This is a genomic window from Thermoanaerobacter thermocopriae JCM 7501 (assembly GCF_001310975.1).
Taxonomy (GTDB): Bacteria; Bacillota; Thermoanaerobacteria; order Thermoanaerobacterales; family Thermoanaerobacteraceae; genus Thermoanaerobacter; species Thermoanaerobacter thermocopriae.
In genome coordinates this window covers 25,733-52,320 of the sequence record NZ_BAZY01000014.1, presented here as the reverse complement: position 1 = coordinate 52,320, position 26,588 = coordinate 25,733, and the positions used below count along the sequence as shown (strand labels likewise).

The window sequence follows — 26,588 nt, the reverse complement described above, 5'->3', positions numbered from 1 at the left end:
AATATATTTTTTATTTTTTTATTGCTTTTTATTCGGCTACTTCTCTGGCTTTTTCTAAAAAGTATTTAGCATTACTCACATCGTTATCCTCAATATAAAGCAATGCCAGTTCTATATAGACCTTTAAAGCTTCTTTTCTATTACCCATATTTTGGAGAATGTTTGCCAGCTTTTTATATGTTTCTATGATAGCCTGTTTGTTTCCTAATTTCTTATATACCTCTACTAAAAGATAACTGCCTTTTACTATATATTCCATATCTTTGTTTCTGTAAGATATTTCAAGCCCTTCTTCCAATGAAGAAAGCGCTTCCTTATATAGACCCATTTTTATATAAAGATTTGCCTTTTCAATAAGAGTATGGGACAGTAAATTTTTATCTTCTTTGCGCCTGATCCTTTCAGCTTTATTGAAATATTCCAGTGATTTTTCAAAATCATTTTTTCCCATATAAATTTCTCCAATGTTCGTATAAAGAAACCCCAATAAAGGATTATCATCATCTTTTATTTCTTCGACTAGTCCTTTAAATATTTCTAAAGCCTTATCATATTCTTTCATGTCTCTATAGGAGTTTGCTTCTATTGATTTTGCATATACATAGTGCTCAAAATCTTTTTCTTTATCTAGTACAGATAAACATTTCTCAATATAATCAATTGAAAGCGCTGGTTTGCCAATACATCTGTAACACAAGGCGTTGTTATAACTTGCTTTGATTTTTATTTCAATATCATTCACCTCTTCTGCACATTCTAAAGCCCTTTGAAAATACATTATCGCTTCAGAATACTCTAATAAGGCTACTTTACAAGCTCCCAACATGTTGTAGACGTAGGGCAGTTGTTCCTTTATGTTGTTGAGTAATAATATATCCAGGGCCTGTGGTAATCGATAAAAGCATCCTGATAATGTTGATTTTTATACATCACATCTCCTATTTTTATGTAAGCTAAAGCAGTCACTCTTTTTAACTTGTATTCATCTGCAATTTCAAATATTTCTTTTAGTTTCTCCAAATTTTCTATAGTATTAATCCGACTTAATTTCTGAATACAGTAATACTCCGCCTCTTCTGCAGGGGTCATTAAAAGATAGTCACCATCTATGTTTAAGTCAACGCCAAGTTCTTGAGCTTTTTTATTAAATTTTTCTGCGATGATAGAAGCAGTTTCTCTGCTCATAGTAGTTCGATTGCCTTCAATCATGCTTATAAAACCTCTTGTGATATTTTCAGCCTGCAGCTCTCTTTGCTTCATTTTAAGCATTTTCCTTATTTTTTTGACTCTTTCTCCAGGCGTTAGAAATTCCATAAGCTTCAGTACCTCCTATTGTGAAATAAAAATATCATTTTTAAATTGCCTTTTATCTCATTATAATATCTTCTTCCCTTGATATCAAGGCAATATTCGGCTTTCAAAGACAAAATTAAGTCCCTGTTTCCTACCTTCAAAAACAGGGACTTACATATCCTTAGATAGCATATTAATAAAAAGCATATTCTCTTTTTTTCTTAACAACCAGCATGGCATACTGGAAGGTTACTATAGAAATTATGGCAATCAATACTGTATAGACTACTAGTCCTACAAAACTTCCAATAAAATTACCGCCATTAATTAGGCTCTCAAGTGCTTTTACTCCCCAAGTCATAGGCAATATATTAGAAAAAGCTCGTAGTGAAGCTGGCATGGTACTCCAGGGTATGACTATTCCTGAAAAGAATAAAATAAGATATTCTAGAATAGATGTCGTTGCTCCTACCCGTTTAAAAATCATCCCCAAAGATGCTATGAAAAATCCAAAGGCATAAAGAGTAAGGATTATCAACATACCGATAACTACTACCATCGCAGTTACTCTCCATGATGAGGACATATAGCTTAAGTCAGGCTTAAACACCACATAGAGTATGCCACCAACCACAAGAGTCTGAATCAGAGTAAACAGGCAATGCACAATATTGCGAGCAATCAAAATATGAATAAATGGGGTCTTGGTTATAGATATGCGTTCCAGCGTTCCCAAGTATCGTTCCTCTGCAAGATGACTTGTGGCATCAGATAACGCAGATGGGGTAAAAAGCCACAGCAGTAATCCAACAAAAGCTACTGCCTGCCCACTCTGCGTAAACAAGGAATTTACTGCCCAGTAGAGCCCACTCAAAAAAATAGCAGTTGAAATAAGTCCAACAATATAGTTGAATAAGTATCGCTTTAGGTCAAAGTAAAAGTTAAAAAACTCAGCTTTAATTGCTTTCACTACACTCACCATATAACCTCCTAAAAATCGCCTCAAAATCCGGACTTTTTTTCTCCAAGTTTAACACTTCAAAATCAGGGTCGGAAAAAACCGAATAAAACAATTCCTTTTGACCCAGCCGTAAGGTTGTTTTTAAAGTAACATCCGATAAAATTTCAAATTGAAGTTCGTATTTACGCAACTTTTCCCTTGCTTTTGCAGAATTCCGCAAATATAAAATATATTCTTCTTCTTTGCTCAAGTTTTTAAGGTCCTCAGTTTTACCCTCTAAAATCACTTTTCCCTCTTTGAGCCATAAAACTTTATTAGTAACCTTTTCTACAAAGTCCATTCTATGACTGGCAATTATGACAGTTTTCCCCATCTCTTTTACCCAGCTTTTTATAGATTCAGTGAGTTCGGCAGCAGCAAGCACATCAAGACCGGAAAGAGGTTCATCTAAAAATACCACTTCCGGATCATTTATAAGGCAGGTAGCAATTGCAAGTTTTTTTCTCATTCCTGCTGAATATGTGAATACATACTGGTCCTTAACTTCATACAGATCCAGTTTTTTTAAAAGTTCTTCGCATCTCCTCCTGGCAACAGAAGATGGAACCTGATTAAGATATGCAAAGTAGAGAATATTAGCTTCTCCGGTTAAGTAATGATATACATTTTGCGTGCCTTCCCAGAGAAAAGAAAATCGTCCTATTATTATCTCAGGCTTTTTTAGGAGGGATACTCCTTTGTACAGGATGTCTCCTTGGTCAGGAATTTGCAAAGTTGCAATCTGCTTTATCAAAGTGGTCTTGCCAGCCCCATTTGGCCCCAAAATCCCCAGTACGTCACCACGCTCAACAAAAAAGCTAATATTGTCATTTGCCTTAATCTGATGGCTACCTCTCTTATACACTTTTGTCAAATTTCGCACTTCCAACAGCATAACTTCACTTACTCCTTACTGTTATCTTTTAAACTAGAAACACTTAACTTCTCTATTACTCTTTCATAGATACTTGCTTTTGTCGGCAACCATTTGTAAGTTGCTTCAATGCTATATTTTGAATCCTTTCATACAGCTTCCTCTACTGCTTCTTTCTCATCAATCCCATAATTATACATATAATAGAAATATCCTCTCTTTTCTAATAGCTCATCCAATGTGCCTCTTTCAATGATTTCTCCATCTCTCATTACAAATATTTCATCATACCTTTTAAGTATCTCCGGGTGCAATTTATGGGTTACAGCAAGCACTGTCGCATCTAAATTTATAAGCGTCCTCTCTATATCACTTGCTGTAACTTTATCTAAAGCCGCCGTAGCTTCGTCTATCAGCAGTATTTCCGCTTTCTTGATTAGTGCTCTTGCAATTGCTATCCTCTGTCTCTCTCCTCCTGATAGCTCTACTTCCCCTTCTCCTATTTCTGTGTCAAGTCCTTTAGGGAGTTTTTCAACAACTTGGATCAAACCGGATTGTCTCAAGGCCTCGTTTATCTCCTCTTCACTACATTCACTATACAGACAAATGTTATTCTTTAATGTGTCGCTAAACATAAAGACATTCTGCTGTATAATACTAACTTTCCTGTAATAGGAAGCAGGGTCAAATTCTCTTATATCTATTCCATCAATGAGCACTTGCCCATCATAATCTGTAATGTGATTTAATAGCACTCTAAGTAGCGTGGTCTTTCCACATCCACTTTCTCCAACTAATGTATACTTTTTGCCTTTATCAAGCTTTATGTTTATGTTTGACAAAGCATTCCTCTTACCATCATAAGAAAAGGTTAGGTTCTTGATTTCTATGGAATTTCTAAATTCAAAAGGTTTATCTCCCTGTGAGACTTCCTCTTTGCTTACGTCTATTATTTCTTTTTGGATTTTATCTGCTATTTTTTCAACAGATTTTATCTTTGTAGCATATACAGATGCAGAAATTAAAGGATTCACTATGTAGTTCATAAGCTGTACAGCAGCAATCATAGAACCTACTGTGATGTAGCCTCTTAAAACCAAATATGTGGCTACTAGAATATTCACAAAAAACATTGCAAACCCTGACACAATAGATAAAGCTCCTTGAAATCCTTGAAATGCATCGGATTTATACCCTGCCATTTCTGCATCTTTGTTATCTTTTAATGCCATATTGAGAATTTTATTCTCAATGTTAAAAGCTTTTATTACTTCAAATCCCTGAGCCATCTCTTTTATCCTGGTGGTAAACCTTTCAAGCTTTTTAAGGTACTGCCCCTTTAGTTCCTGATTTATTTTTGTGAAAAACTGAGGCACAATCACTGGAACCCAGCCAAAAATGAAAATGACTATAGTGAGATAAACGTTTATTCGAAGTATCAAATATAAAGACACAACAAATAGTAAAATGTTTTCCATAATGCTAATCAGACTTGTTAAGTAATTATTCTCTATCATCCTCACATCATTGCTAAGTAAAGATATCAATTCTGAACTTGTGATTTTTCTTCTTCTAGAGTTTATGAAGCTTTCTATAATGGATTGTTTGTAGTCTATCAGCACTTTCTTGTTAAAAGCTGCCGAAGCTGCCTTTGACAAGGTTTCAGCTGTAAATACTGCTATTAAAAACCCTACTGAATACCATATTAAAGCAGAAATACTGTAATTTAAATTTCCAACTGATGTGTCAACAATTATTTTAAAAAGTATCGCCTGTAAGGCTTTAAGGGCTGATACAAAAATTATAAGTATAGCGTTTACCAGAATTAAAAACTTATACTTTAAGATGTATTTCTTTATCGTCTCCCTTTATATACCCTCCCTGGAATAAAGTTGCAATATCAAATTAAACTTTCCCTTTTAAATTAAGACAACTCGTTTTTTATACAAGCTGAAGTTGCGCCATATATGTCAGTATCCCAAACAAAAAAGTGAATATCATCAATAAAGCCACAACTTTTTCAATTTTATCCTAACATTCTTATCTCTCTCAGTAAAATAGCAAAAATGTCTATAAATTTTCCTGATATTTCATTTTGGTGAACTTATCCATACTTTCCTCCATTTTTCTCATTTCTTCATATATCGCCAGTGAAAAATTTTAATTTTGTAACTGTAAGTTACAATTTCAACTACAACCCAAATGTAAAAGCCATCTATACTTATATTGACATCTTCTTACACCAAACACTCCATCTCTTTAGAAATTCTATTTAAATCTATCACTTCATCCGCTATATTTAAAAACTCTTGATTATGAGTAACAATTAAAATTATTTTTTCCTTCTTGAGTGCTGTTAACATCGACTTTAATTTCTCAATACTAACAACATCTAAGGCAGACGTGGGCTCATCTAACACTATAATATCGGGATCTTTTAAAAATGCCCTGGCAATTGCTATCTTTAATTTTTCTCCTCCTGAAATATTGCTGGAGGCTTCATTTAGTTTCGTATTTAATCCTTCATGAAATTTATCTATATTTACATTTAAATCTTTTAGCAGTTTATCAATAGTTTTATAATCGTAAACCTCCACCCCATATATTAAGTTATTGATAATTGTGTCATTAACTAATTTTGGTTCCTGTTCTGTGACTCCAATAATTTTCCTTCTTATATAATACATGTCTAGTTCCTTAAAAATATTATCTTTGCTGTAAAATCGTAAATTACTTTGAAATCTTTATTTTGCAATAGAAGGTCAATATAATTACCTGTAATGTAAGGCACTATAATTGACATGAGCCATCCAATGATACTAAAAAACAGAAATACTATCAGGGAGCTTTTGTACTTAAATATGAATTTTTTAACAAAGTTAAATATTTTCATATTGATCAACTCTCTTGAATTTTTTAGAAATTACTTCTCTTTTTTAAAGATTTAATTAATTCAACTGTCTCTTGCTTCAATATTTCTGCTCTTACTTCTGGATAGCCAGCATTTGTATCTGGAACGTCTAATTCTATGTCCGGTTTTACACCTTCTATAAAAAATGAACCCCCGTCTCGGTTTAAAATTGTGCCGGTTTCAAATATCACAATCAATCCACTGTTGGGAAGTCTCATATATGAGGGAAGTGAACCATGGCCTAAAGTACTTCTTCCCACTAATGTAGCAAAACCTGTTTCTTTACAAAACATGGCAAATTCTGTGGCTGCAGAACCAGTCGCTCTGTCTATTATTAGAAATATCTTCCCTTTGAAATTTACATATTCATTTGATTTGAACAACTTTTCTATATACTTTTCATCTTGTTTAGATACATCTTCTTTAAATTCAAAGATTGTAAAATCTTCTTTCATCTCTCTGAAAGTTTATCGTATACAAGACTCTTTCTGAATTTATCTTCGTCATAAAATATTCCATATCTCCCGAAAATTTTTTTCGTATAATTCCCCTTTCGCGATAACAAATAAAAATATGTACTTTTATCATTAGAATTTTCTAAATATTCTAACCCCATTTCTCCTATCAGTGGAGCTACTATAGCATCTATCCAGTATTCTGAGGAACCTCCTACATTTCCACTAATGTCTATAATTAAATAAGGATAATCTTTGATAGTTTTTAAAAAGTTGTATATTTCTTTTTTCTCTTCCCGATAATTTTTACTGTTCTGATCTTTATCTATCAAAAAAGAATTAACTCTTAAATACGTTATTTTATCCTCTTCTAAAATTTCTGTTTTTATATTTTTCTGTCCTCTCCTTGTTTGAACAAAAAGGCTACTATTATAATTGTGATTTACACTTCCTAGCAATTTACTCCATTTTTCATAATTTTTCTTGGAATCTTTAAATATTTTTATAAAAGGCTTTATTTGAACAGAATCTCTTATCGCTTCATCTTCGATTAACTTTAAAAAATAATTAAAATAGCTAGGACTTGCTACATAAAGGTGCCCATCATGCAATTTCCCCAAAATTTTATTTAATTTATTATAAAACTCAATATTATTCCTTGTATTTCTTATCTCTTTTATAAATTCTTCCTTATGGGCTAGCCAGTCGTAGCCGTACATCTTTTTTACTTCATAAAAAATGTGCGTAATTGTCTTTTAAAAATGTTATACATATACTCAAAATCTTCTATCTTTTCTTTCTCTGTTAAATCTTTTAATTCCTTTGATGCAAATAGAGTGTTTGAAGTATATATAGCGGTAAAAAATCCTGTTGAAAATATCAGAATCAATAAAAATATCAAAGTAATCATAGAAATTGACAGTTTCTTACTCAACAGTATCACTCCTTTTTTCCTTATTTAATGCCTTTTTCCTCATTTTCTAATTCTAACGATTTAATTACTTGCAGTATTTTTTGTTTTAGCTCCTCATCTTTTTCAAATGGGTCTTTAGGAATCATTTTTATTTCTATATCTGGTATAGTCCCTGTTTCAAAATATGAAGTACCATCTTGATTTATAATCATTTCTCCGTCAAATCTCACAATTAGCCCGCTGTTAGGAAGGCGCATCATCTCTGGCATAAACCGACTTCCATCTCCCGTAGTTCTCTCACCTATTAATGTAGCAAGACCTGTTTTTTTACAAAATTTTGCAAAGTCATTTGCTGCTGAATAAGTCGCTCTGCTAATTACCAAAAATATCTTACCATTAAAACCAACAGGCTCTATATCTTTAAGATATTTTCAAAATCTTTTATCGTATGCTTCATAGTCAGATAATATCTAAAACTCTTTTTTACTTCCATCGGGAGCAAGTTATACATAGGAAGTTTATCTATTGTATTGTTTTTTAAATCCGGTACAAAATTTTCAAGGATTTCAACAACATAGTCACCGCCTCTTACAAGAAAAATTTCTTCTATCGATAAGTTTTCTACTCCTTTTAACTTATCTCTTAAGGGACCTATTATAGCTTCTAACCAATATTGACCATTACCTCCTTTATTATCGCTAATATCTATGAAAAGATATTGGTAATCTTTTATGCTTTTCAAAAAATCGTATATCATCTCTCTTTCTTTTCTGTATTCCTCTCCTTCTTTGTGATAATCAATTAAAAAAGAGTAGATTTTCAAATAAGCAACTTTTCCAGGTACTAAAATTTCTGTCACCACGTTTTCTGTTTTTCTTTTTCGAGAAAAGTAATCTTCTAGTTTACTCTCTTCATGTGCATTTTTAAAGATCTTCTCCCACATTTTATAGGAGCTTTCCGATTTTCTAAGTATATCTTCATAAGGTTTTAAATTCCCTGACTCCAACAGATATTTATAATGCCCTGGATCTAAAACATGTGTATGTCCATCATGTAATTTTAATAGAATATCATTCAATGCATAATAAAATTCCAAATTATTTTTCGTCTTCTTTATCTTTTCTTTAAATTCTTCCTTATGCTCTAGCCAGTCGTAACCATACATCTTTTTTACTTCATAAAAATGCGCATAATTGTCTTTTAGAATGTCGTACATATATTCAAAGTCTTCTATTTTCTGCTTTTCTGTAAGTTCCCTTGGCTGATACAAATTAGGCTGTGTATTCAAAAAAATATGTGTACCGAAGAATACGATTGCTAAAAATATCAAAGTAAGCATTAAAATAAGTAACCTTCTGCTCAAGAATATATCCTCCTTTCACTTATAATTTTTAAAAGTAGCGATGCATCTAAAACTTAAAAGTTCCAGATGCATCGCTATCAACACAACAATTTACTTTTTACTTTCTTACTTCATAATAGGGTTCCAATTTTACAGGACGGCATACCTGTCCCCAACAATATGGACCCCAGCACACACAGGGACCTACTCCTAATTCTTCACAACGTATTGTGAAACAAGAACAAGGTGCTATAGGAAAAATATCACTAGGGAACACATTGCCAATTTCTTTATTATACCCTTCTATCAAATATTCCATGTTCTTTTACCTCCCTTCTTTTCATCTTTTATATAGAATGTGCGCACATTCTAATCAAGATTAATCCCCTAAAACATCATGCTTTAAACCTTTTCCTGTTTTTTCTCTAATAGCTCTTTTGCTATATCCTTCAAATACTCTTCTAAAACATATTTATAATCTCCACATCTTTCTGGCATTCTTTCTATTCTCCTCCTTGGACACCCTCCCATACAAATTGGCAGTAGTTTGCAATCAATACACATTTCGTCCATCGTAGGATCATAAAGAAGATACTCCATATACTTATCAATGTTTAAAGAAACTAAGACTTGTCGTCCAATATATTCCCTACTTTATACTCTTCCATCCCTATATCAGACCAGCACTTATATATGTATCCTTCCGGGTCTATCACCATTGAATTTACCCTGTCTGCTCCACAAAAATTGTATCTTAAATAGGGGTACTTATGCATTAAATTATTTAAAAAACCTCTTTCTTTTAACACTTTTTCAAACATATAAGTAACCTTAGAATATTCATGCATAGATAGGCATTTATTTGGTACATAACAAGCATTTGTAGGTTCTACATATCCCAAATAAACGCTAAGTCTATTTTTTAATCCTCTTATTTCTAACTCATCTAATATCTCATTAACTCTGCTTACGTTTTCTTTGTCTACGTTTATCCTCAAAGAAACATTTGGCATTATATCAATATTTTCTTCTATGTTAGTTAGTATCTTTTCAAAAGTTCCCTGCCCACTTTTTAAAGGACGTCTCTTTTATCGTGTACATCCTGAGGACCGTCTAATGTTATTTGTATAAATGATAATCGCAGGTTCTTAAATTGTTCCACTTGCTCCTGTTCTTGAATTATAAGCTACTATTTTCTCCGGTTCTTCAGGAAAGTCAAAGAAAAAGTTATATCTAGACGGTTTCATTTTCTCTCTCCCCTTAAAGAATTTTTATGTAACTTTTTACATAAAAGTTTTAAAATGTGCCTTCAGCCTGCTTGAAATCTATTCTTGCTTTGCATCTTTTTACTTATCTACAACCAGACAATGCCAATCTATTATATCCTTTTCTCCCATTGGTCCTATACTTTCGACACTTCCCATCACACTAAAACACCATGAATGCAGTAAAAGAGTAACTATGGAAAAAATAATTAATAATTTTTTTCTTCATGTCTCTCTCTACTCCCTTTACTTTTCCTTTTCTTACCTATATAATATATGGTAAATTAAACAATTTCAACCCGAATTGATTCTGGGTGGTGTGTAAAAAATGGATGGATTCTATTATGATTTAGAGGCTTTTGGAAATGAATTAAAAAAATGGAAGTTAGAATTTTAATGAATATGGCTATTATACTAAGAGAAAAAGAATCATATGAAAAATGTATAGAAATGCTCCTTTTCTGCTTAGAAGCACTGGAGAAAGACAATGTAGAAGAAAGGGTTAGGGTATATTACAATCTCTCCTATACGTATCACCTGGCTTCCATATATGATAAGGCGCTTTACTACGCAGAAGAAGGTATTAAAACTTGTGCAGAAAACAAGACTTTAAATGGCTTGGCACTTTTATACTTTAGAAAAGGAATTGCCGAATTTAAGCTTAATAGAGAAAATTACATGGACTCTCTTTTAAAGGCTTTATATCTTTTAGAAATATGTGGTCATGAAAAATTAAAGAAAATGGTGATAGAAAGTTGCAGGAAAATTTATAATATAGAGCTGACCACATAATAGCAAATCTTAGCAAAAAACGTTCAGTGATGATTTTCTCATGTATAATAGGAACAGGCAAGGTTGTATGTCCTATGCTGACTACTAGCTCTGTTTGGTTCATCTTAGTGTGATATAATAAATAAAGATTAAAAATATTTATTAATAAGGTGAGGGTTAATAACAATGAGAGATTTGAGTAGTATTAGTAAAGAATTAGAAAAATTGAAATCATATTTGTCTGATAACCCCAATATAATTGCTTTCTACCTTTTTGGATCTTATGGCACAGAATATCAAAACCAAAACAGTGATATTGATTTTGCAGTTTTATACAACAAAAATGTCTTATTGGAGGAAGAACTTACATTAGAAGTTAAAATAAGTGAAATATTCAAAAGAGATGACATTGATATAATAAACTTAAATAAAGCTCCTTTAAACCTTCAACACCACGTCATTTATACTGGAGAATTATTATATTGCAGTAATTATGTAAAATTATCAGATTTTAAAGAAAAAGTTTTTAAATACTATGGAGATTATGGCATTACCCTCAAATTCTTTTATGATGATTATTTGGAAGGACTGGTTAAAAAATGACTATCGATAAAGATAAGATAATAAAAAAAATAAATGTGATCAAAAAAGCTTTAACAAATTTAAGCGAACTTGCCAAACTTACAGATAATGAATTTTCATCAGATTTTAAATATTATGACTCTGCAAAATACAATTTACAAATTGTAATAGAAGCAATGATCGACATTGGTAATCACATTATATCAAGACTAAATTATGAACCCCCAAAAACATATGCTGATACATTCGAAATTCTCACTAAACACAATATATTACCTTATGACTCGGCCAATACATATAAACTTATGGCAAAATTTCGCAATAGAATTGTTCATTTTTACGACGATATAAGTAATCTGGAAGTATATAACATCATACAAAATAATCTGCGTGACTTTGAAAATTTTTTGAAGTATATTTCTATTTTCTTGAAAAATTTTGAGTAACTCTTACCCTTTTATATTTTATTCCCTGCTGTCAGACACCACTGAAAGTATAGCTTTTGTAATTTTTTATAACCACAATAGGCGTTTGTTGTTCTGAGTTACCTGAAGGGTTGTCCAAAAAAAGCTTTTCTACGTATGTAGTTTTAGGCCCCAAAGACCCCGACAAAGTTTGCGACATGATAAAAGAAAAAACAGGAGTGGATGCTGTAATAATTGATGCAAATGATTTACATAAAGCTGACTGCGTTGGCGCCTCAAAAGGAGTAGATAAGAAGTAGACATAGAAGTATTAAAAGGAAGAAAAATAACAATAAATCCTGGTTTTAGTAAAAAAACTAAAAACCCTACAGGACTCTTAATGCACATTCCAATAATGGGCAAAAAAGTTAAATTTTCTGCTGAGTAATTGCTGAGCAGAAAGCAAAATAACCTGGGAAAAAGACCCTCAAGAGAAAAATTTAAAAGATTTGGATTGTAAAATTCTAATCAGCCTTTACACTGAAGTGTCTTCTAAAAAAGAAAGTGGATTTAAGGTATACTGCGAGGAACAAAAAGAAACTTCTCTAAAGCTTGCTAAACATATAAACAAAGCAATGGAAGAAAAATTGTAACTTCCAAGCTTGGGAATTTTTCAAAAAAAATTTGAGTACAAAAGAAGTATCATTCCTGTGGGTATTGTGCCAGCAATGGAAGATGTTGGGATAGACGATGCTCATTTGAGGGATGTAGATTACATAGAAAAAGTAGCTCAGGCCGTGTTTAATGGCTTAATAAGATTTTATTAAAAGCAGGTAAAAAACAGGGCTACAGCACTACCTGTACCCTGTTTTTTAGGTTGATAAAATTTTCTCCCACATTGCAAGTATAGGCATAAACTTCTACGCCTTTCATAACAGCTTCTCTTAAAAATTGTCCAAATTGAGGGTCCTGTTCGTCATTTGGAGTAAAGTATTTGATGTCATCCATTTGAATTAAAAAAACAACTGCCGCCCTCATTCCTTCTTCTTTGACTTTTATGAGCTCCTTTAAATGCTTTCTACCTCTTTCTGTGGGGGCATCAGGAAATTTTGCAATACCTTCTACTTCCAAAGTTACTCCTTTGACTTCAACATAACATATCTCTTTTCCTTTTGTAAGTTTTATATCAAATTTACTGTTGCCAAAAGTTTTCTCTTTTTCTACAATGTCATAACCTTTAAATTCATCGATAAGTCCCATTTTTATGCTTTCTAAAACTACTTTATTAGGCACTTGTGAATCAATAGATATAAGTCTTTTCCCCTTATAAGCAAAAGCCAACTCGTAGGGCGTTTTTCTGCCTTGCCTATCTCTTACTTCAAGGATAACCTCTGCTCCCGGAACAAATATCTCTTTACACCTTCCCGTATTAGGCACATGTACTAAAGTCTTTTCTCCGCTATTTAACTCTACATAAGCTTCAAATCTATTGATTCTCTTTATGAATTTCCCGTAAACAATTGGATTTGTAATCACCATTTTAAAAACCTCATACTAAATCTTTTTCAGTAATTTCTGCAAAACTTGTAGGGGTTTCCCATAATCTCAATTTATAAAGATGATAGTTATCTCCTTTAAACAGAGGCTCCAATTCTTTCCATATCCACAAAAGAATATTTTCACAAGTAGTGTTAAATCCTAAAACTTCATTTAAATACTTATGGTCAAGCTTTTTTACAACTTTCTCATTTACTATTTCTTTAAGCTTCACAAAATCTATTACCATTCCTTCTCCGTCAGGCTTCCCCTCAACTGTAACTTCCAGCTTATAGGTATGGCCGTGAAGCTCCTCACACTTCCCATTGTAATTTACAAGATTGTGGGCACTGTCAAAAGTAAAAATTTTTGTCACTTTCATTTTTTACACCCCATTGTACCAATTCTCTTTATAAAGCTTAACTCCTTCTTTATCAGGACACTTCTCAATTAAATCCTTGATATACACATCCCCTCTTTTTATAAAAGGGTTTATATCTGAAAGAGGAATCAAGACAAAAGCTCTCTCCCACATTCTCGGATGAGGAATAGTCAGCACTTCATCCTTCAATTCAATATCATCGTACAACAGTATGTCAATATCAATAGTCCTTGGACCCCACCTTATGAGTCTTTCTCTTTTTAACTTTTTTTCAATTTCATTTACAACTTTTAGTAAGTTATAAGGCTTAATGTTTGTCTCGACTTTAACTGCAATATTTAAAAACATATCCTGGTTTAAATATCCTACAGGTTTTGTTTCATAAATAGGAGAAAGCTTCTTTAAAATTATGCCTTCCCAGTGTTCTAACTCAAAAACGGCTCTTTTTAAATTTTCTTCCCTATCTCCTAAATTAGAACCTAAAGATAAATATACTTTACTCATCTTCTCACCATCGCATCAGTCATTTTAGCAACTCTTACCATCTGCTTTACATCGTGAACACGTACAATATCAACCCCTTTTACAATCCCAACAGCAACTGTTGCAGCAGTCCCTTCCAATCTATCCTCTACATCTAAGTTTAAAACTTTTCCAATCATTGATTTTCTTGAAGTGCCTAAAAGTACAGGAAGTCCTAAAACTTTTAATTCTTCCAATCGATTCATGACCTCAAGATTATGATCTAAAGTTTTTCCAAAACTATCCCTGGGTCTACTACCATTTGAGATTTATCAATTCCTGCTTTTTCTCCTATTTCTATGCTTTTTTGTAAAAATTTTACTATATCCTTAACAACATCTTCATATTCTGCTACATTGCTGTTATGCATCATTATTACGCCTGCATGGTATTTTGCAACTACTTCCGCCATTTGGGGGTCCCTTTGAAGTCCCCATACATCATTTACTATGTGAGCACCTGCTTCTAAAGCTCGAAGCGCCACATTCGATTTCATAGTATCCACAGATATAATAACATTTGAAATTTTTGAAAGCTTTTCAATGATAGGTATAACTCTTCTCATTTCTTCTTCTTCATCCACTGGAGTATATCCCGGCCTTGTAGACTCTCCACCTACATCTATTATGTCAGCTCCTTCTTCTATCATTTGAAGAGCTCTTTCTAAGCCTTTTTCGAAAGTATTATATTTTCCCCCATCTGAAAAAGAATCAGGAGTCATATTTAATATTCCCATTATGTAAGTTCTTTTTCCAATCTCCAAGCTTTTATCCCTACACCTAAATAGCATAGTTTACCTCCCTTATTTTTTAGAATTGATTAAAGACATGACTTCTGCTCGAGACTTTTGATCTGTTCTGAATATTCCTCTCAAAGCAGAAGTAACAGTCTTGGACCTGGTTTTTTGACACCTCTCATTGTCATGCACAGATGCTCCGCCTCAATGACAACAGCAACACCTAAAGGATTCACAGCCTCCATTATGGTATCTGCAATTTCACTTGTCAACCTCTCTTGAAGCTGTGGCCTTTTTGCCAAAATATCTACTATTCGAGCTAATTTGGAAAGGCCTAAAATTCTACCCTTTCTAGGCAAATACGCTACATGGGCAACTCCTATAAAAGGCAAGAGATGGTGTTCGCACATAGAATAAAGGGGAATATCTTTTACAAGTATTATTTCTTGATGTTCATCCTCTTGAAAAATCTTTATAACGTCTTTTACATTCGTATGAAGCCCAGCAAAAATTTCCTCATACATCCTTGCAACCCTATCAGGAGTCTCAAGGAGCCCCTCCCTATCCGGGTTTTCACCTATGGCTTCAAGTATGTCTCTTACCGCTTTTTTAATTTTTTCTTTATCTATCATATACGATACCCCTTTGTCTAGAAAATTGACAACTATATTATATTATTTTTATCTCCAAAAAGCCAGTCTTCACAAAAAAGTTAAAAAGCAGTCTTTCGACTGCTTTTTTAGTCATTTTTAGGCTTCATTGTAGGGAATAATATTACATCTCTTATAGAATAAGCATCTGTCATAAACATCACAAGTCTATCCACACCTATTCCCAATCCTCCAGTCGGTGGCATACCAACCTCAAGAGCATTTATAAAGTCCTCATCCATCATATGGCTTCTTCGTCACCGGCTTCCCTCTGCTTTAATTGTTCTAAAAATCTCTCTTTTTGGTCTATAGGGTCATTTAATTCAGAAAAAGCATTAGCCACTTCTCTTCCGTAAATAAAAGCTTCAAATCGAGAAGTAAACTCTGGATTGTCGTGTTTTCTCTTAGCTAAAGGAGAAATCTCTACAGGATAATCCATGACAAAAGTTGGCTGTATCAAATGCTGTTCTATTAGCTCATCAAAGACAAGTGCTATTACTTCTCCCTTTTTCATTCCTTCTTTTGTCTCAAGGTTTAATTTCTTCGCTATCTCTATTGCCTCTTCATCTGTCTTCACTTCATTAAAGTCTACCCCGACATATTCTTTTATGGCATCCACCATAGTAATTCTTTTCCAAGGAGGTGTCAAATCTATTTCTGTTCCTTGATAAACTATTTTCGTAGTACCGTTAACCTTTTGGGCCACATAGGCAAATAATTGTTCTGTCAGTTCCATCATACCGTAATAATCCGTATAGGCTTCATAAAGCTCTAAAAGAGTAAATTCCGGATTGTGCCTTATATCCATTCCTTCATTTCTAAAAACTCTGCCCATCTCATATACTTTTTCAAGGCCACCCACAATAAGCCTCTTTAAGTGAAGCTCTAAAGCAATTCGCAAGTACATATCAATATCTAAAGCATTGTGATGAGTAATAAAAGGTCGTGCTGCAGCCCCACCCGCAATAGTATGAAGAATAGGAGTCTCCACCTCTAAAAATCCTCTATCGTCAAGAAACTCTCTTATCGCCTTTATTATTTTTGTCCTCTTTAAAAATACCTCTTTTACTTCGGGATTTATTATTAAATCCGTATATCTCTGTCTATAACGCAAATCAGGGTCTTTTAAACCGTGCCATTTCTCTGGAAGTATTTGAAGAGATTTAGACAAAAGTTTAAAATCTGTCACACGAATAGTTATTTCTCCAGTTTTAGATTTAAATACCTCGCCTGTAAAACCTATTATATCTCCAATGTCTAAGATTTTAAAAATTTCATAATTCTTTTCTCCCACTGTATCATACTTGACATAAATCTGGATTCTTCCCTCTCTGTCTTGAATGTCTGCAAAAGAAGCCTTGCCATGGGTCCTTTTAGACATAATTCGCCCTGCAAGAGTTACTACTTTGCCTTCAAAATTCTCATAATCGTTTTTAATATCAGAAGATACATTTGTCCTTTCATATTTATCGATACCATAAGGTTCTATTCCCATACTTTTTAGAATATTTAATTTTTCTCTTCTTATTCGCAAAAGTTCATTGAGCTCTTCAGTGTTGTTCCAAATGTTTTCATTTGAATTAGACATATTATACCTCCATCACCCTTTATTTGCGTATTTCTAATATTTTTAAGTTGATGATTCCGGCAGGAACTTCAACAGAGACAACATCTCCTACTTTTTTGCCTAATAAGCCTTTCCTATGGGGGATTCGTCAGATATTTTGTTGTTCATTGGATCTGCTTCTGCTGAACCTACAATTGTATACTCCACTTCTTCATTATAGGATTCATCATACACTTTTACGGTACATCCAATGCTAACCTGGTCAAGCTTTATGTCTTCTTCGTCGATAACCTTTGCATTTTTAAGCATGGCTTCTAACGTTGCTATTCTTCCTTCTATAAACGCTTGTTCATTTTTTGCTTCGTCATATTCTGAGTTTTCACTTAAATCTCCAAATGCCCTCGCTTGTTTTATCTTTTCTGCTACTTCAGCTCTTTTGACTGTCTTTAAATATTCTAATTCTTCCTCTAACTTTTTGAGTCCTTCATAAGTTAAAATTACAGGCTTGCTCATAGACGATTCTCCTTTTTATAAAATATTGAAAATTGTATTTTATTCATATGTGGCAATAATAAAATTTATGTTAATATTAATACACAAGCACTGCAAAGCAGTGCTTGTGTAATTTTCCATGAGGATTATTATAAATCAGTTAACAAATAAAGTCAAGTCTAAATTATGCAAAATTCCATTCTTGTAATCTCTTTTTAGCGTTTTTTCTCACAGATTCTATCTTTTCCATTGTAACCTCTCGCTCAAAACTTCTAAATCCCGCTAATTTAAACCCATGCTTTTTAGCAAGTTTTGATATCTCATCCACTTGTTCTACAGTTAAATCACGTCCCAAAGAATAATTCTCAATTCGTCCTTCCATAGCAAGAATCATCGTCTCTGCCATACATGCATAACTTGTTTTGGGTGGAAAACCAAAGTTAAAGTGGAAGTCTACATCACCAGGCACCTCTACTACTCCCCCTTCTATAACTAAAACATCATCTCTTTTATCCGCAACCTCCTTTGACACATCTCTAGGCCTTGCAACATCGCAAACAACAGCCCCAGGTTTTAGATATTCAGGCTTTATCACCGTATCTACTGCACTTGTAACAGTAATTATTATATCTGCGTCTTCTAAGGCTTCTTTAACATCTGAAGTGATATGAGCAGACATGCCCGTTTTTGTTAATAGATAGTCTCTAAAATTTTGCAATTTTTCTTTATTTCGTGCTACAAGTGTCATGTACTTTGCATCTTTAGATAAAATCTCTGCACAGACTTTGCCTATTGAGCCTGTCGCTCCTATTACAACGACATGAGAATCTCTTACATCTTTACCCATCATCTCTGCTGCTTTTACCGCTCCTTCTATTGCTGTAGCGACTGTATAACTGTTGCCGGTAGTTACAGCAATGTTTGAATTTTTAGCAATTGTTATCCCTGCATCTCCTACAACAGAGGTCATAGCCCCCAAGCCTACAATTTCAGCTCCTAAATCTTCTGCAATTTTTACCGCTTTTATTATTTTATTTAAAACATAAGTCTCAGGCAATTTTAACATTTGTTCAGAGGTCAAAGGAACCGCTACAAACCAACCTTCTGTCTCAGCATATTTGCTTTTAACCCCTGTTATTTCGGAAACTTTCATAGGTGGAAGAAGTCTTGTAAAACCTTCCACAACTCTTCTAGGAAATTTCTCCATTATTTTAAACTTGCGGCTTACATCTTCGTACTCTATAGGATGTATTATAAAACCAAATTTATGCATATTTATTACCTCCCTATTTTTGTAAATATTCTATTCTTGGTTCAAAACCTATTTTATCCAAAAGTTGGTCGTAATCTTGTGGTGTCATTTCTTCTTGTTTTTTACCAGCTATTGCCACAAGAACTCCTTCCATCACATTTGTTCCAAAAGACCTACCATTTATGTTGGGGGTAGTAGTAATTAATAGTTCCACCCCCTCTCTCTCATCATTTCCACATCTTCCTGTGTAACTGTGTTAGTCACAATTATCTTCCTATCTAGTCTTTCAGGCATGTACTTTTTAATAAACAAGTAATCCCCAGCAATTATATCTGCTTCTTTGTAAAATTTTTCGTATTTTTTGCTATCTATGGTGAGTTGTTTTTCTCCAGTAGGTATATCATTTCAAACGGAAGTCTTGCCACAATTGGAACAATAACTAGAGAAAGGGCATATAAAAACCTTAAAGAGTGGAGAGGAATAGGAATACCTAAAGCAAATATCAAATCCCCTATAATAAGCTTTGCTCCCAATTCAGAAAAAGCTTGAGCCATTCCAAATCTATCCATAGCACTTACAATAAGCACTTTTTTGTCTTTCAAATCGACTATACCTTTTTCTTGTATGTATTTTATTACTTTTCTTTCAAGAGTATTTTTAAGTCCTGAGCCGTCTACAATCGGAGTAATTCTTGCGGCCTTCTTTAAAGGCAAAGCATCTTTTATTACATACCTTTTTTTACCTGCTGAAAGGTATAAATCTATCCCTCCCATTCCAAAAGCGTCAACTTTCCCGTCTAGCTCTTTAATAAGTTCAATAGCTTTTTTTAAATCCCCATCAGTTCCTATTCTTTCTATAACGAATTTTTCTCCTAAAATCTCTGCTTCTGCCGTTTTATTTCTTGTAGAAGAACCTATACTTATGCTTACCACCTTTTTCATATTTTCACCCTTTCAAAGAACTTAAGACTTCTTTCACTATTTGTGGGTCAACATATACATCTTCTGTCAAAGGAGAATGTCCAATATTTATAGTTATGATATCTCTGTCAAATATAGCCTCTACCAACTGGCTCCTTTTGTCTGAACCTAAAAAAATTATCACGTCGTGAGATTGAATTTTAGCAATTAAATCCATTACCATGTTAAAAAGCTCCACACCACTCATATTTTCAGCCAAGTTCAATCTCTCTTTTTCAGACAAAAGAAGTGTAAAATTAATTCCCCACTCTCTAAAAAGCATCTCCAACTCTTCTTTATTCTTTATAGGAAAACCTACTACAGCAATACTTCCTCCTTTTCTAACCTCACCTAAACTTTCTAGTCTAGAAACAAAACTTCTGTCAACTTTGAAACGTGAAGCAACCTCTTGCTGTGAAAACCCATTTTGTCTCATTTCAATCATTTTATCTATTATGCCGTGCAATTTCTCTAAATTTATAGTCTTATCACCAATTTTAATGAATTTCATTTATTTACAACCCCCAGTGTGCACATTTTGTGCTCACATTAATTACAATTTTAATACTTTTTTAAAAAAATTTCAATACCAAAAAGAAAAATAATCCAGATAAAATACTTTTCTGGATTTATTGTCCCCAAAATTTTTCAATTGGTTTTAATAAAGACTGAATTATTTTATTAGTAGGGGTAATTTGTATATTTAAAAGGTAGAGCAAATTTAATATGTAGCCGACAATCAAAAAGGCAAAAAACACAATAACTTCTTTAATCTTTTTTTGTCTTACAAGACCTGGTACTTCAGCCAATGACATAATCACAAAAATCAATGTTAGAACAAGTATTTTAATCATAAAATCACCTCGGATATATAGGTTTAGAAGTTAAACCTGTCCTTCTTACAATTGATTTCACTGTCACATTAAATTTCACCTCAGGATAAATTTTATCCCAGTCTTTTTCAACTTCTTTCCATAGTTTAGGATTCCTTTGGTGCAAAATATTGATAAATCCTACTACATCCGCATTATACTTCTTTTGAAGTACAAAAAGCGCGTGTTCTATCTCTTGTTTTATTTTTCCATTTATTAAAAGTTGAAGCTTTTCAAGATTTTTAGGCTCTGTCAAATCATATTTGCTGTCTTGCTCATTCATATGGGTTTCTATATTAACTTTTATATCAAAAGAAATGTCTTTGCCTTTTTTCACTTTAGGAATAATATCAGTATGGGCTTTAGTAACTACAAAAGAAATATGTGCTTTTTCTCTTTTTAATCCTTTGTCTAAAGTCAATGTACTTCTTTTCAATTTATTCTTTAATATCATTACAGCTTTTGTATCTTGCTCCTCTAAAAATCCCACTAACTTGTCTTTATTAAAGACTGCAGACCCTACCATCTTCAGTCCTGTCGCTTTGCCATCTTTCTTTACTATTTCCAGTCGCCCTGCTATAGGCGCTTTTTTGGGAATCTCCAACGTCTCAATAAACTCATTTAGATCACATACATACGAAGAAGAAGTATTTTGTTGGTTTTGTATCATTCCCAACACTTCTCTATAAGGATATCTTTCAAGCTGCTCACTACTTGGCAAATCAAAGAGTTCTTGTAAGTTTCCTCCAGTTACAACTAATATATAAGCTGTCCTCCTAAACTCAGGATTTCTTGTCATAAAATCTAAAGTTTTGTATATCCCCGAACGTGCAAAGTTTTCATCTAAAAATATTATTTCGTTATATTGCAGAAAAAGAAACCTTGGCAATTTATTATTCAAGTTAGCAAAAGCCTTTGCAAAATCTACACCACTGGCTTGAAAAACAGCATAGGGCTTACCAATAGCACTACCTCCTCCCAAGCCTCCTCCACCTCCACCACCTCCTGCTGCCATAAGACCCGGTTTTAAAATTTGCACAATGAGATGTATCATGTCATCTTTCCCTTTTTCAATACCTAAACCTTGTACAAAAGCTAATTGATTTATTTCTCTTTTATCCCAACATCCTGCAAGTAAAATGGCAACCACCAAAATTAATATTACAAATCTCTTCATCTTATCCTCTTTTATCCTCCTGCCTCACAATATTTTTCCTTTGGATAGTTTTGGGCCTTAATATCTTCGCCCACCAAGGTATTCTCATTAATACATCGCTTAATTCTTGTGTCCTACTTGGAGTCAAAGGTGAAAGGTATGGTACTCCAAAAGACTCCAATGAGGCCATGTGGACGAGTATCATCATCACCACCATTATTATCCCAAAAAAGCCTAAAGTTCCTGCTGCAATCATTATGATAAATCTCAAAAGTCTAAAAGTTATCGCAACGTTATAAGCAGGAATTGAAAAGGAAGCTATTCCTGTCATTGCAACTACAATCACCATTGCAGGAGACACGAGTCCTGCTTGAACAGCTGCTTGCCCAACTACCAAACCGCCTACTATACTTACTGCTTGTCCCACTTGCATAGGAAGTCTTATACCCGCCTCCCTTAAAATTTCAAAGGTTATTTCCATGAATAATGCCTCCAAAAGTGCTGGAAAAGGTACTCCTTCCCTTTGAGCAGCAATAGAAATAGCCAGTTGCGTCGGTATCATTTCTTGATGAAAAGTAGTTTCTGCAATGTATATAGAGGGAAACAAAAGAGCAATCACCATTGCAACAATTCTCAAAATTCTAAGAGCTGATGACAAGAAATACCTCTCATAATAATCTTCGGCAGCCTGAAAAAATTGTACAAATACTGCAGGAACAGTAAGTGCAAAAGGCGAACCATCAACTAATATTGCCACTTTCCCTTCTAAAATTTCTGCAGTCACCTTGTCTGGCTTTTCAGAATGAGCTATTTGTGGAAAAGGAGAAAAAGGATTATCTTCTATAAATTCTTCTAAATAGCCGCTATCAATAACCCCATCAATTTGAACTTTTTTAAGTCGTTTTTTAACTTCTTGTACCACTGTATCATCAGCAATGCTTTTTACATAGGCAATAGATACATCTGTTTTAGAATACTTTCCAATTTTTATGTTTTCAATTACAAAATCAGGGTGTTTTATTCTCCTTCTTAGCATAGAAGTATTTATTCTTAAAGTCTCCACAAAAGATTCTTTAGGACCTCTTACATAGGATTCTGTAGTAGACTCAGCTATATTTCTCCCTTCCCATCCTTTTGTAGAGATAATTAAGGCTTTTTCCACTCCATCAATTAAAAGTATTGTCTCTCCAGAAAGTAAGTCGTCTATTATATCTCCAATTTTATCTTTTACATTTACTTCTGAAATTGTTATAAAACATTCATTTATATAATTAAAGAGTTGGTCATTAGTATATATGATTTTATTCAGCTTTCTTGTCTCTATCATTATTGGCTCTAAAATATCTCGAGTAATTAACAACTTATCTACCATTCCATCTACATACACTAAAAAAGCTTTAACTTTTTTATCTCCTATGCTAATTTGCCTAAAAACTATGTCATTATTCCCTTTTAAAAACACTTGAAATATATATATATTTTCTTCTAATTCTTTGCTAAGAGTCATATATTGATAATTTTCTTTTACATACTGCGGATCAGGCAACTTATGGGGCATTTTAAACACCTCCAGATATTATTATTTCAAGTTTTTTTAGAATATTATGTTGGCTTTAGACAAATAATAAAAAAAAACACATTTAGGAGTCGGATATGTTTAAAGGAACAGGACAATATGAAAAGACTTCAGAGAAGAAAATTTCTACAAAACAACTGATATTTTTATTAGTTACAATCGTCCTATCAACGGCAGACGTCTTTTTGCCTTCTTTTGTAGCATTAGTCGCAAAACAAGACTCTTGGATATCTGTGGTGATATCTTTTTTCACCTCTAGCATTGTCTTTGTTTTTTATTATAAACTGGCAATGACCTTTAAAAAAGAAATGCTATTTTCCTACGTAGATAAAATAACAGGAAAATTTATAGGAAAAATAATAGCTTCGCTTTATTTGTTATTTATCTTACACGGTATCTCTTTAGTAATGAGAGAATTAATAGAGATTATGATCAATGCTTTTATGCCTCATACTCCTCCAATAATTTTTTATGTAGTCTTGATAATATCAGTAATGTACACTATATCAAAAGGTTTTTTAGCAATTGTTAGATTAAATGAACTTTTATTTCCATTTGGAATGTTCCTTGTGGCATTTGTTACTATTTTGAATCTTCCAAAAATTAAAATGACAAATTTTCTCCCAATACTTGAAAACGGGATAAAACCTCCCCTAATAGGCTCATTCCTCATTACCGCTTACATGCTTGAAACGGTAATAATACTTTTTATATTTCCTTATATCTCTAAAAAAGAAAAGGCTTTAAAAGGCGGAATAATAAGCCTTGGAATATTAGTTCTTAACATGATGTTGGGAGTTTTAGCAATAGGAGTTTTTGGTGCAAAAACTGCATCAAACTTTCAATTTACAGCTTTGGAAATGGTGAGAAATATAAGAATTAGCGATTACATACAGCGGTTTGATTCATTAGTAATGGCAATGTGGTTAATGGGAATTTATCTTAAAATTGTAATATTTACTTATCTCTTTGCAAAAGGATTAGCTGAAACAATAAAAACTCCAGACTATCGCTTTATTCTATTACCTCTTGCTACTTTGTTAATCCCATTAGCAGAAAATGTATCTGAAAATTTAGATGGATTGTACACTTACATACAAAGATGTTTCCCTTTTGAAGCCTTTTGGTTTGAATTATTTTTCCCTATAGTTCTTTATATCATTGCAAAAATCAGAAAAATAAAATGAGAGGAATCAGTCAACATTCCTCTCATAGATTATTCTTAAACCTTCTAAAGTGAGCATATCATTTACTGTGTTTATAGTTTTTGACTCTTCTGCAATCATCCTTGCAAAACCACCTGTTGCTACAACATAAGCGTTTGGCGCAAATTCTTCTTTCATTCTGCCCACAATATAATCCACCATTCCAACATGTCCGTATATAATGCCTGACTGCATACTAGCTACTGTATTTTTGCAAATAACAGTAGGCGGTTTTACAAGCTCAATTTTAGGTAGTTTAGCAGTCCTTTGAAAAAGCGCATCGGCAGATATTGCCAATCCAGGAGCAATTATTCCCCCTAAATATTCACAATTTTTAGAAATTGCACAAAAAGTAGTAGCTGTGCCGAAATCAATTACTATGACTGGTCCTCCGTAAATTTCATAGGCAGCAACAGCATTTACAATCCTATCTGCTCCTACTTCTTTGGGGTTATCGTACTTTATATTTATGCCTGTTTTTATCCCTGGACCCACAATCAAAGGCTTGGTATTACAATACTTTATAGTCATTGCTTCAAGTGTGTGCATAATAGGAGGTACAACAGAAGAAATTATTACAGCATCTACATCTTTTAGCTTGAAACCATTGTATTCAAATAACTGATTTATCAACAACCCGTATTCATCAGAGGTTTTGCTTTTATCAGTGGATATTCTAAAAGAATGTAGAAGCTTTTTCCCTTTATAAATGCCCATTACAATGTTAGTATTCCCTACATCAAAGGCTAAAAGCAAAATCATCACCTTCTTAAAATTAAGCAGACAAATGAACTGCTTTTAATTTTTATTTACCATGCATTTTTTTCAAAGGCTTTACTATTATTGTTGTTAATATTACAGCCACAATAATTTCAAATACACCATTTTTTAAAGCTACAAATAATGCAACCTTAAACGGCAGATATTTAAGAAGCACTGCCAGTCCCAAAACTCCGATGGTATTTGTCAACGTCCCTGCAGCTGCTGCAATACCAATATTTTTAGTCAACTTATAAAAATAATGTGCTACCACCCCTATAAAAACCCTGGGCAATATTGCAATTACAGGGTCAGCAAAAAGAGGAGTGTTTTGCCTTATGAAGCTGGTCAATCCAAAAATCAAGCCTATAAAGGCTCCTACAATAGGTCCTTCTAATACTCCTCCTATAATTGCCGGTATATGCATTGTAGTAGCATTAGCAATGCCTAAAGGGATGTATCCTAAAACGCTGGTAGATAAAACCATGGATATCGCAGCCAGCATTCCTGCTACAGTTATCTGTCTCAAAGAAATTTTTGCTACTTTCCTTTCTCTAGTCACTTTAATTTGCACTTTCCTCACCTCCGTTCCGGTTCCTTTACAGGATACCGTTCCGAACGCTTAACAATATTAAATTTTTATTAATTGTCAGGTTCGAAGACGATACCTGCAACTTAATTTTACCAAATAAAGCCTCACTCATCAATAAATTTTTAGTCCATAGTCACAAGCATATCCCCTGTGTTTACAGAAGAACCTTTAGAAACATGTATGCTCACTATAACCCCTTCATCAGGTGCCATTATCTCATTTTCCATTTTCATAGCCTCCAAAATCACTACAACATCTCCCCTCTTTACCCTGTCGCCTTCCTTAACTTTCACATCAAGAATAGTACCTGGCATAGGAGCAGAAATTACTTTAGAACCTTTTGGTATAGAAGAAGCTTCTGCTTTCGAAACCGGTTGTGAAATCTCTTGAGTTTGTGTTAATTTAGGTTGTGAAAGAATTGCCGTTTGAGTTATCTTAGGAGTTTCCTCTTTATCTTTTATCTCTTCCACTTCAACCTCATACACTTTCCCATTTACAGTGACTTTGAATTTTTTCACAAAA

General features: G+C 33.3%; 27 protein-coding genes and 6 pseudogenes. 5 read left to right on the top strand and 28 right to left on the bottom strand.

The features are described 5' to 3' along the window. Window positions 1-28: 28 nt before the first annotated feature. The 12 genes and pseudogenes from JCM7501_RS15865 to JCM7501_RS14590 all read right to left on the bottom strand — a co-directional run bounded on the left by JCM7501_RS15865 (window position 29) and on the right by JCM7501_RS14590 (window position 9,801). Window positions 29-1,314: pseudogene (locus JCM7501_RS15865) on the bottom strand (tetratricopeptide repeat protein). 172 nt (window positions 1,315-1,486) lie between these two features. Continuing rightward, a complete protein-coding gene (locus JCM7501_RS07000) occupies window positions 1,487-2,275 on the bottom strand; it encodes an ABC transporter permease (RefSeq protein WP_028992576.1) in 789 nt (262 codons plus the stop codon). Then, on the bottom strand, window positions 2,250-3,158 hold the full coding sequence (locus JCM7501_RS06995; RefSeq protein ID WP_256201249.1) for an ABC transporter ATP-binding protein: 909 nt from the start codon (window positions 3,156-3,158) through the stop codon (window positions 2,250-2,252). Before JCM7501_RS06995 ends, JCM7501_RS07000 begins: the two co-directional genes overlap by 26 nt. 158 nt (window positions 3,159-3,316) lie before the next feature. Beyond that, window positions 3,317-5,026: an ABC transporter ATP-binding protein gene (locus tag JCM7501_RS06990; protein ID WP_054644828.1), complete on the bottom strand. Its 1,710-nt coding sequence runs from the start codon at window positions 5,024-5,026 to the stop codon at window positions 3,317-3,319. Window positions 5,027-5,404: 378 nt separating this feature from the next. After that, a complete protein-coding gene (locus tag JCM7501_RS06985) occupies window positions 5,405-5,854 on the bottom strand; it encodes an ATP-binding cassette domain-containing protein (RefSeq protein WP_245599059.1) in 450 nt (149 codons plus the stop codon). Between the two features lie 229 nt (window positions 5,855-6,083). Continuing rightward, a complete protein-coding gene (locus tag JCM7501_RS14610) occupies window positions 6,084-6,533 on the bottom strand; it encodes a S41 family peptidase (protein ID WP_256201244.1) in 450 nt (149 codons plus the stop codon). Then, window positions 6,530-7,252 (bottom strand): S41 family peptidase, encoded by a 723-nt coding sequence (locus JCM7501_RS14605; RefSeq protein WP_256201243.1) that lies wholly within the window; start codon window positions 7,250-7,252, stop codon window positions 6,530-6,532. The genes JCM7501_RS14610 and JCM7501_RS14605 overlap by 4 nt, the downstream gene beginning before the upstream one ends. Window positions 7,253-7,257: 5 nt before the next feature. Continuing rightward, a complete protein-coding gene (locus JCM7501_RS14600; protein WP_256201242.1) occupies window positions 7,258-7,467 on the bottom strand; it encodes a hypothetical protein in 210 nt (69 codons plus the stop codon). A 20-nt stretch (window positions 7,468-7,487) separates the two neighbouring features. Next, complete coding sequence (locus JCM7501_RS14595; RefSeq protein WP_256201241.1) at window positions 7,488-7,829, bottom strand: S41 family peptidase; 342 nt, start codon at window positions 7,827-7,829, stop codon at window positions 7,488-7,490. 29 nt (window positions 7,830-7,858) lie between these two features. Further along, window positions 7,859-8,809 carry a S41 family peptidase gene (locus JCM7501_RS06975; protein ID WP_256201240.1) on the bottom strand — a complete coding sequence of 317 codons (951 nt, stop codon included), beginning with the start codon at window positions 8,807-8,809 and terminating at the stop codon, window positions 7,859-7,861. 97 nt (window positions 8,810-8,906) lie between these two features. Next, a complete protein-coding gene (locus tag JCM7501_RS06970; protein ID WP_028992063.1) occupies window positions 8,907-9,107 on the bottom strand; it encodes a hypothetical protein in 201 nt (66 codons plus the stop codon). A 304-nt stretch (window positions 9,108-9,411) separates the two neighbouring features. Next, window positions 9,412-9,801 carry an SPASM domain-containing protein gene (locus JCM7501_RS14590; RefSeq protein WP_256201239.1) on the bottom strand — a complete coding sequence of 130 codons (390 nt, stop codon included), beginning with the start codon at window positions 9,799-9,801 and terminating at the stop codon, window positions 9,412-9,414. Window positions 9,802-10,431: 630 nt separating this feature from the next. Between JCM7501_RS14590 and JCM7501_RS06960 the strand changes: the two genes are divergently transcribed. From JCM7501_RS06960 to JCM7501_RS12655, 4 genes are all read left to right on the top strand, one after another. Continuing rightward, a complete protein-coding gene (locus JCM7501_RS06960; RefSeq protein ID WP_028992064.1) occupies window positions 10,432-10,845 on the top strand; it encodes a tetratricopeptide repeat protein in 414 nt (137 codons plus the stop codon). Window positions 10,846-11,010: 165 nt separating this feature from the next. Next, window positions 11,011-11,427 carry a type VII toxin-antitoxin system MntA family adenylyltransferase antitoxin gene (mntA, locus tag JCM7501_RS06955; protein ID WP_028992065.1) on the top strand — a complete coding sequence of 139 codons (417 nt, stop codon included), beginning with the start codon at window positions 11,011-11,013 and terminating at the stop codon, window positions 11,425-11,427. Then, window positions 11,424-11,852, top strand: a complete 429-nt coding sequence (gene hepT / locus JCM7501_RS06950; protein ID WP_028992066.1) for a type VII toxin-antitoxin system HepT family RNase toxin — start codon at window positions 11,424-11,426, stop codon at window positions 11,850-11,852. Before mntA ends, hepT begins: the two co-directional genes overlap by 4 nt. Window positions 11,853-11,962: 110 nt before the next feature. After that, entirely contained in the window at window positions 11,963-12,130 is a 168-nt protein-coding gene (locus JCM7501_RS12655) for a coenzyme F420-0:L-glutamate ligase (RefSeq protein WP_245599062.1), read from the top strand. 526 nt (window positions 12,131-12,656) lie between these two features. Here JCM7501_RS12655 and sfsA read toward each other — a convergent pair. The 13 genes and pseudogenes from sfsA to JCM7501_RS06880 all read right to left on the bottom strand — a co-directional run bounded on the left by sfsA (window position 12,657) and on the right by JCM7501_RS06880 (window position 23,492). Then, a complete protein-coding gene (gene sfsA / locus JCM7501_RS06940) occupies window positions 12,657-13,349 on the bottom strand; it encodes a DNA/RNA nuclease SfsA (RefSeq protein ID WP_028992067.1) in 693 nt (230 codons plus the stop codon). 10 nt (window positions 13,350-13,359) lie between these two features. Beyond that, the gene (gene queD, locus JCM7501_RS06935; protein WP_028992068.1) at window positions 13,360-13,728 is read right to left on the bottom strand and encodes a 6-carboxytetrahydropterin synthase QueD; all 369 of its coding nucleotides are present in this window, start codon (window positions 13,726-13,728) and stop codon (window positions 13,360-13,362) included. 3 nt (window positions 13,729-13,731) lie between these two features. Beyond that, window positions 13,732-14,232 carry a 2-amino-4-hydroxy-6-hydroxymethyldihydropteridine diphosphokinase gene (gene folK, locus JCM7501_RS06930; RefSeq protein ID WP_012995969.1) on the bottom strand — a complete coding sequence of 167 codons (501 nt, stop codon included), beginning with the start codon at window positions 14,230-14,232 and terminating at the stop codon, window positions 13,732-13,734. Beyond that, a pseudogene (gene folP, locus JCM7501_RS06925) lies at window positions 14,229-15,040 on the bottom strand (dihydropteroate synthase). Before folP ends, folK begins: the two are co-directional and overlap by 4 nt. A gap of 12 nt (window positions 15,041-15,052) precedes the next feature. Then, window positions 15,053-15,618, bottom strand: a pseudogene (gene folE, locus JCM7501_RS06920) (GTP cyclohydrolase I FolE). 107 nt (window positions 15,619-15,725) lie between these two features. Further along, window positions 15,726-17,224, bottom strand: a pseudogene (gene lysS, locus JCM7501_RS06915) (lysine--tRNA ligase). Between the two features lie 19 nt (window positions 17,225-17,243). Beyond that, a pseudogene (gene greA / locus JCM7501_RS06910) lies at window positions 17,244-17,716 on the bottom strand (transcription elongation factor GreA). Between the two features lie 163 nt (window positions 17,717-17,879). After that, on the bottom strand, window positions 17,880-18,968 hold the full coding sequence (locus JCM7501_RS06905) for an NAD(P)H-binding protein (protein ID WP_028992071.1): 1,089 nt from the start codon (window positions 18,966-18,968) through the stop codon (window positions 17,880-17,882). Between the two features lie 13 nt (window positions 18,969-18,981). Further along, window positions 18,982-19,888, bottom strand: a pseudogene (locus JCM7501_RS06900) (quinate 5-dehydrogenase). 4 nt (window positions 19,889-19,892) lie between these two features. Further along, entirely contained in the window at window positions 19,893-20,417 is a 525-nt protein-coding gene (locus tag JCM7501_RS06895) for a hypothetical protein (protein ID WP_013150855.1), read from the bottom strand. Window positions 20,418-20,535: 118 nt separating this feature from the next. After that, window positions 20,536-20,760, bottom strand: a complete 225-nt coding sequence (locus JCM7501_RS06890; RefSeq protein ID WP_028992073.1) for a hypothetical protein — start codon at window positions 20,758-20,760, stop codon at window positions 20,536-20,538. Between the two features lie 4 nt (window positions 20,761-20,764). Continuing rightward, the gene (locus JCM7501_RS06885) at window positions 20,765-21,955 is read right to left on the bottom strand and encodes a Ger(x)C family spore germination protein (RefSeq protein ID WP_028992074.1); all 1,191 of its coding nucleotides are present in this window, start codon (window positions 21,953-21,955) and stop codon (window positions 20,765-20,767) included. Between the two features lies 1 nt (window position 21,956). Beyond that, window positions 21,957-23,492 carry a spore germination protein gene (locus JCM7501_RS06880; protein ID WP_028992075.1) on the bottom strand — a complete coding sequence of 512 codons (1,536 nt, stop codon included), beginning with the start codon at window positions 23,490-23,492 and terminating at the stop codon, window positions 21,957-21,959. Between the two features lie 95 nt (window positions 23,493-23,587). On the opposite strand from JCM7501_RS06880, the gene JCM7501_RS06875 reads away from it, so the two are divergent. Next, window positions 23,588-24,697 carry a GerAB/ArcD/ProY family transporter gene (locus JCM7501_RS06875; protein ID WP_028992076.1) on the top strand — a complete coding sequence of 370 codons (1,110 nt, stop codon included), beginning with the start codon at window positions 23,588-23,590 and terminating at the stop codon, window positions 24,695-24,697. A 6-nt stretch (window positions 24,698-24,703) separates the two neighbouring features. Here JCM7501_RS06875 and JCM7501_RS06870 read toward each other — a convergent pair whose 3' ends face one another. The 3 genes from JCM7501_RS06870 to JCM7501_RS06860 all read right to left on the bottom strand — a co-directional run bounded on the left by JCM7501_RS06870 (window position 24,704) and on the right by JCM7501_RS06860 (window position 26,584). Next, complete coding sequence (locus JCM7501_RS06870) at window positions 24,704-25,471, bottom strand: type III pantothenate kinase (protein ID WP_028992077.1); 768 nt, start codon at window positions 25,469-25,471, stop codon at window positions 24,704-24,706. Between the two features lie 49 nt (window positions 25,472-25,520). Next, window positions 25,521-26,048, bottom strand: coding sequence for an ECF transporter S component (locus JCM7501_RS06865; RefSeq protein WP_028992078.1), 528 nt, complete (start codon window positions 26,046-26,048; stop codon window positions 25,521-25,523). A 140-nt stretch (window positions 26,049-26,188) separates the two neighbouring features. Next, window positions 26,189-26,584, bottom strand: a complete 396-nt coding sequence (locus tag JCM7501_RS06860; RefSeq protein ID WP_028992079.1) for a DUF2118 domain-containing protein — start codon at window positions 26,582-26,584, stop codon at window positions 26,189-26,191. Window positions 26,585-26,588 lie beyond the last annotated feature (4 nt).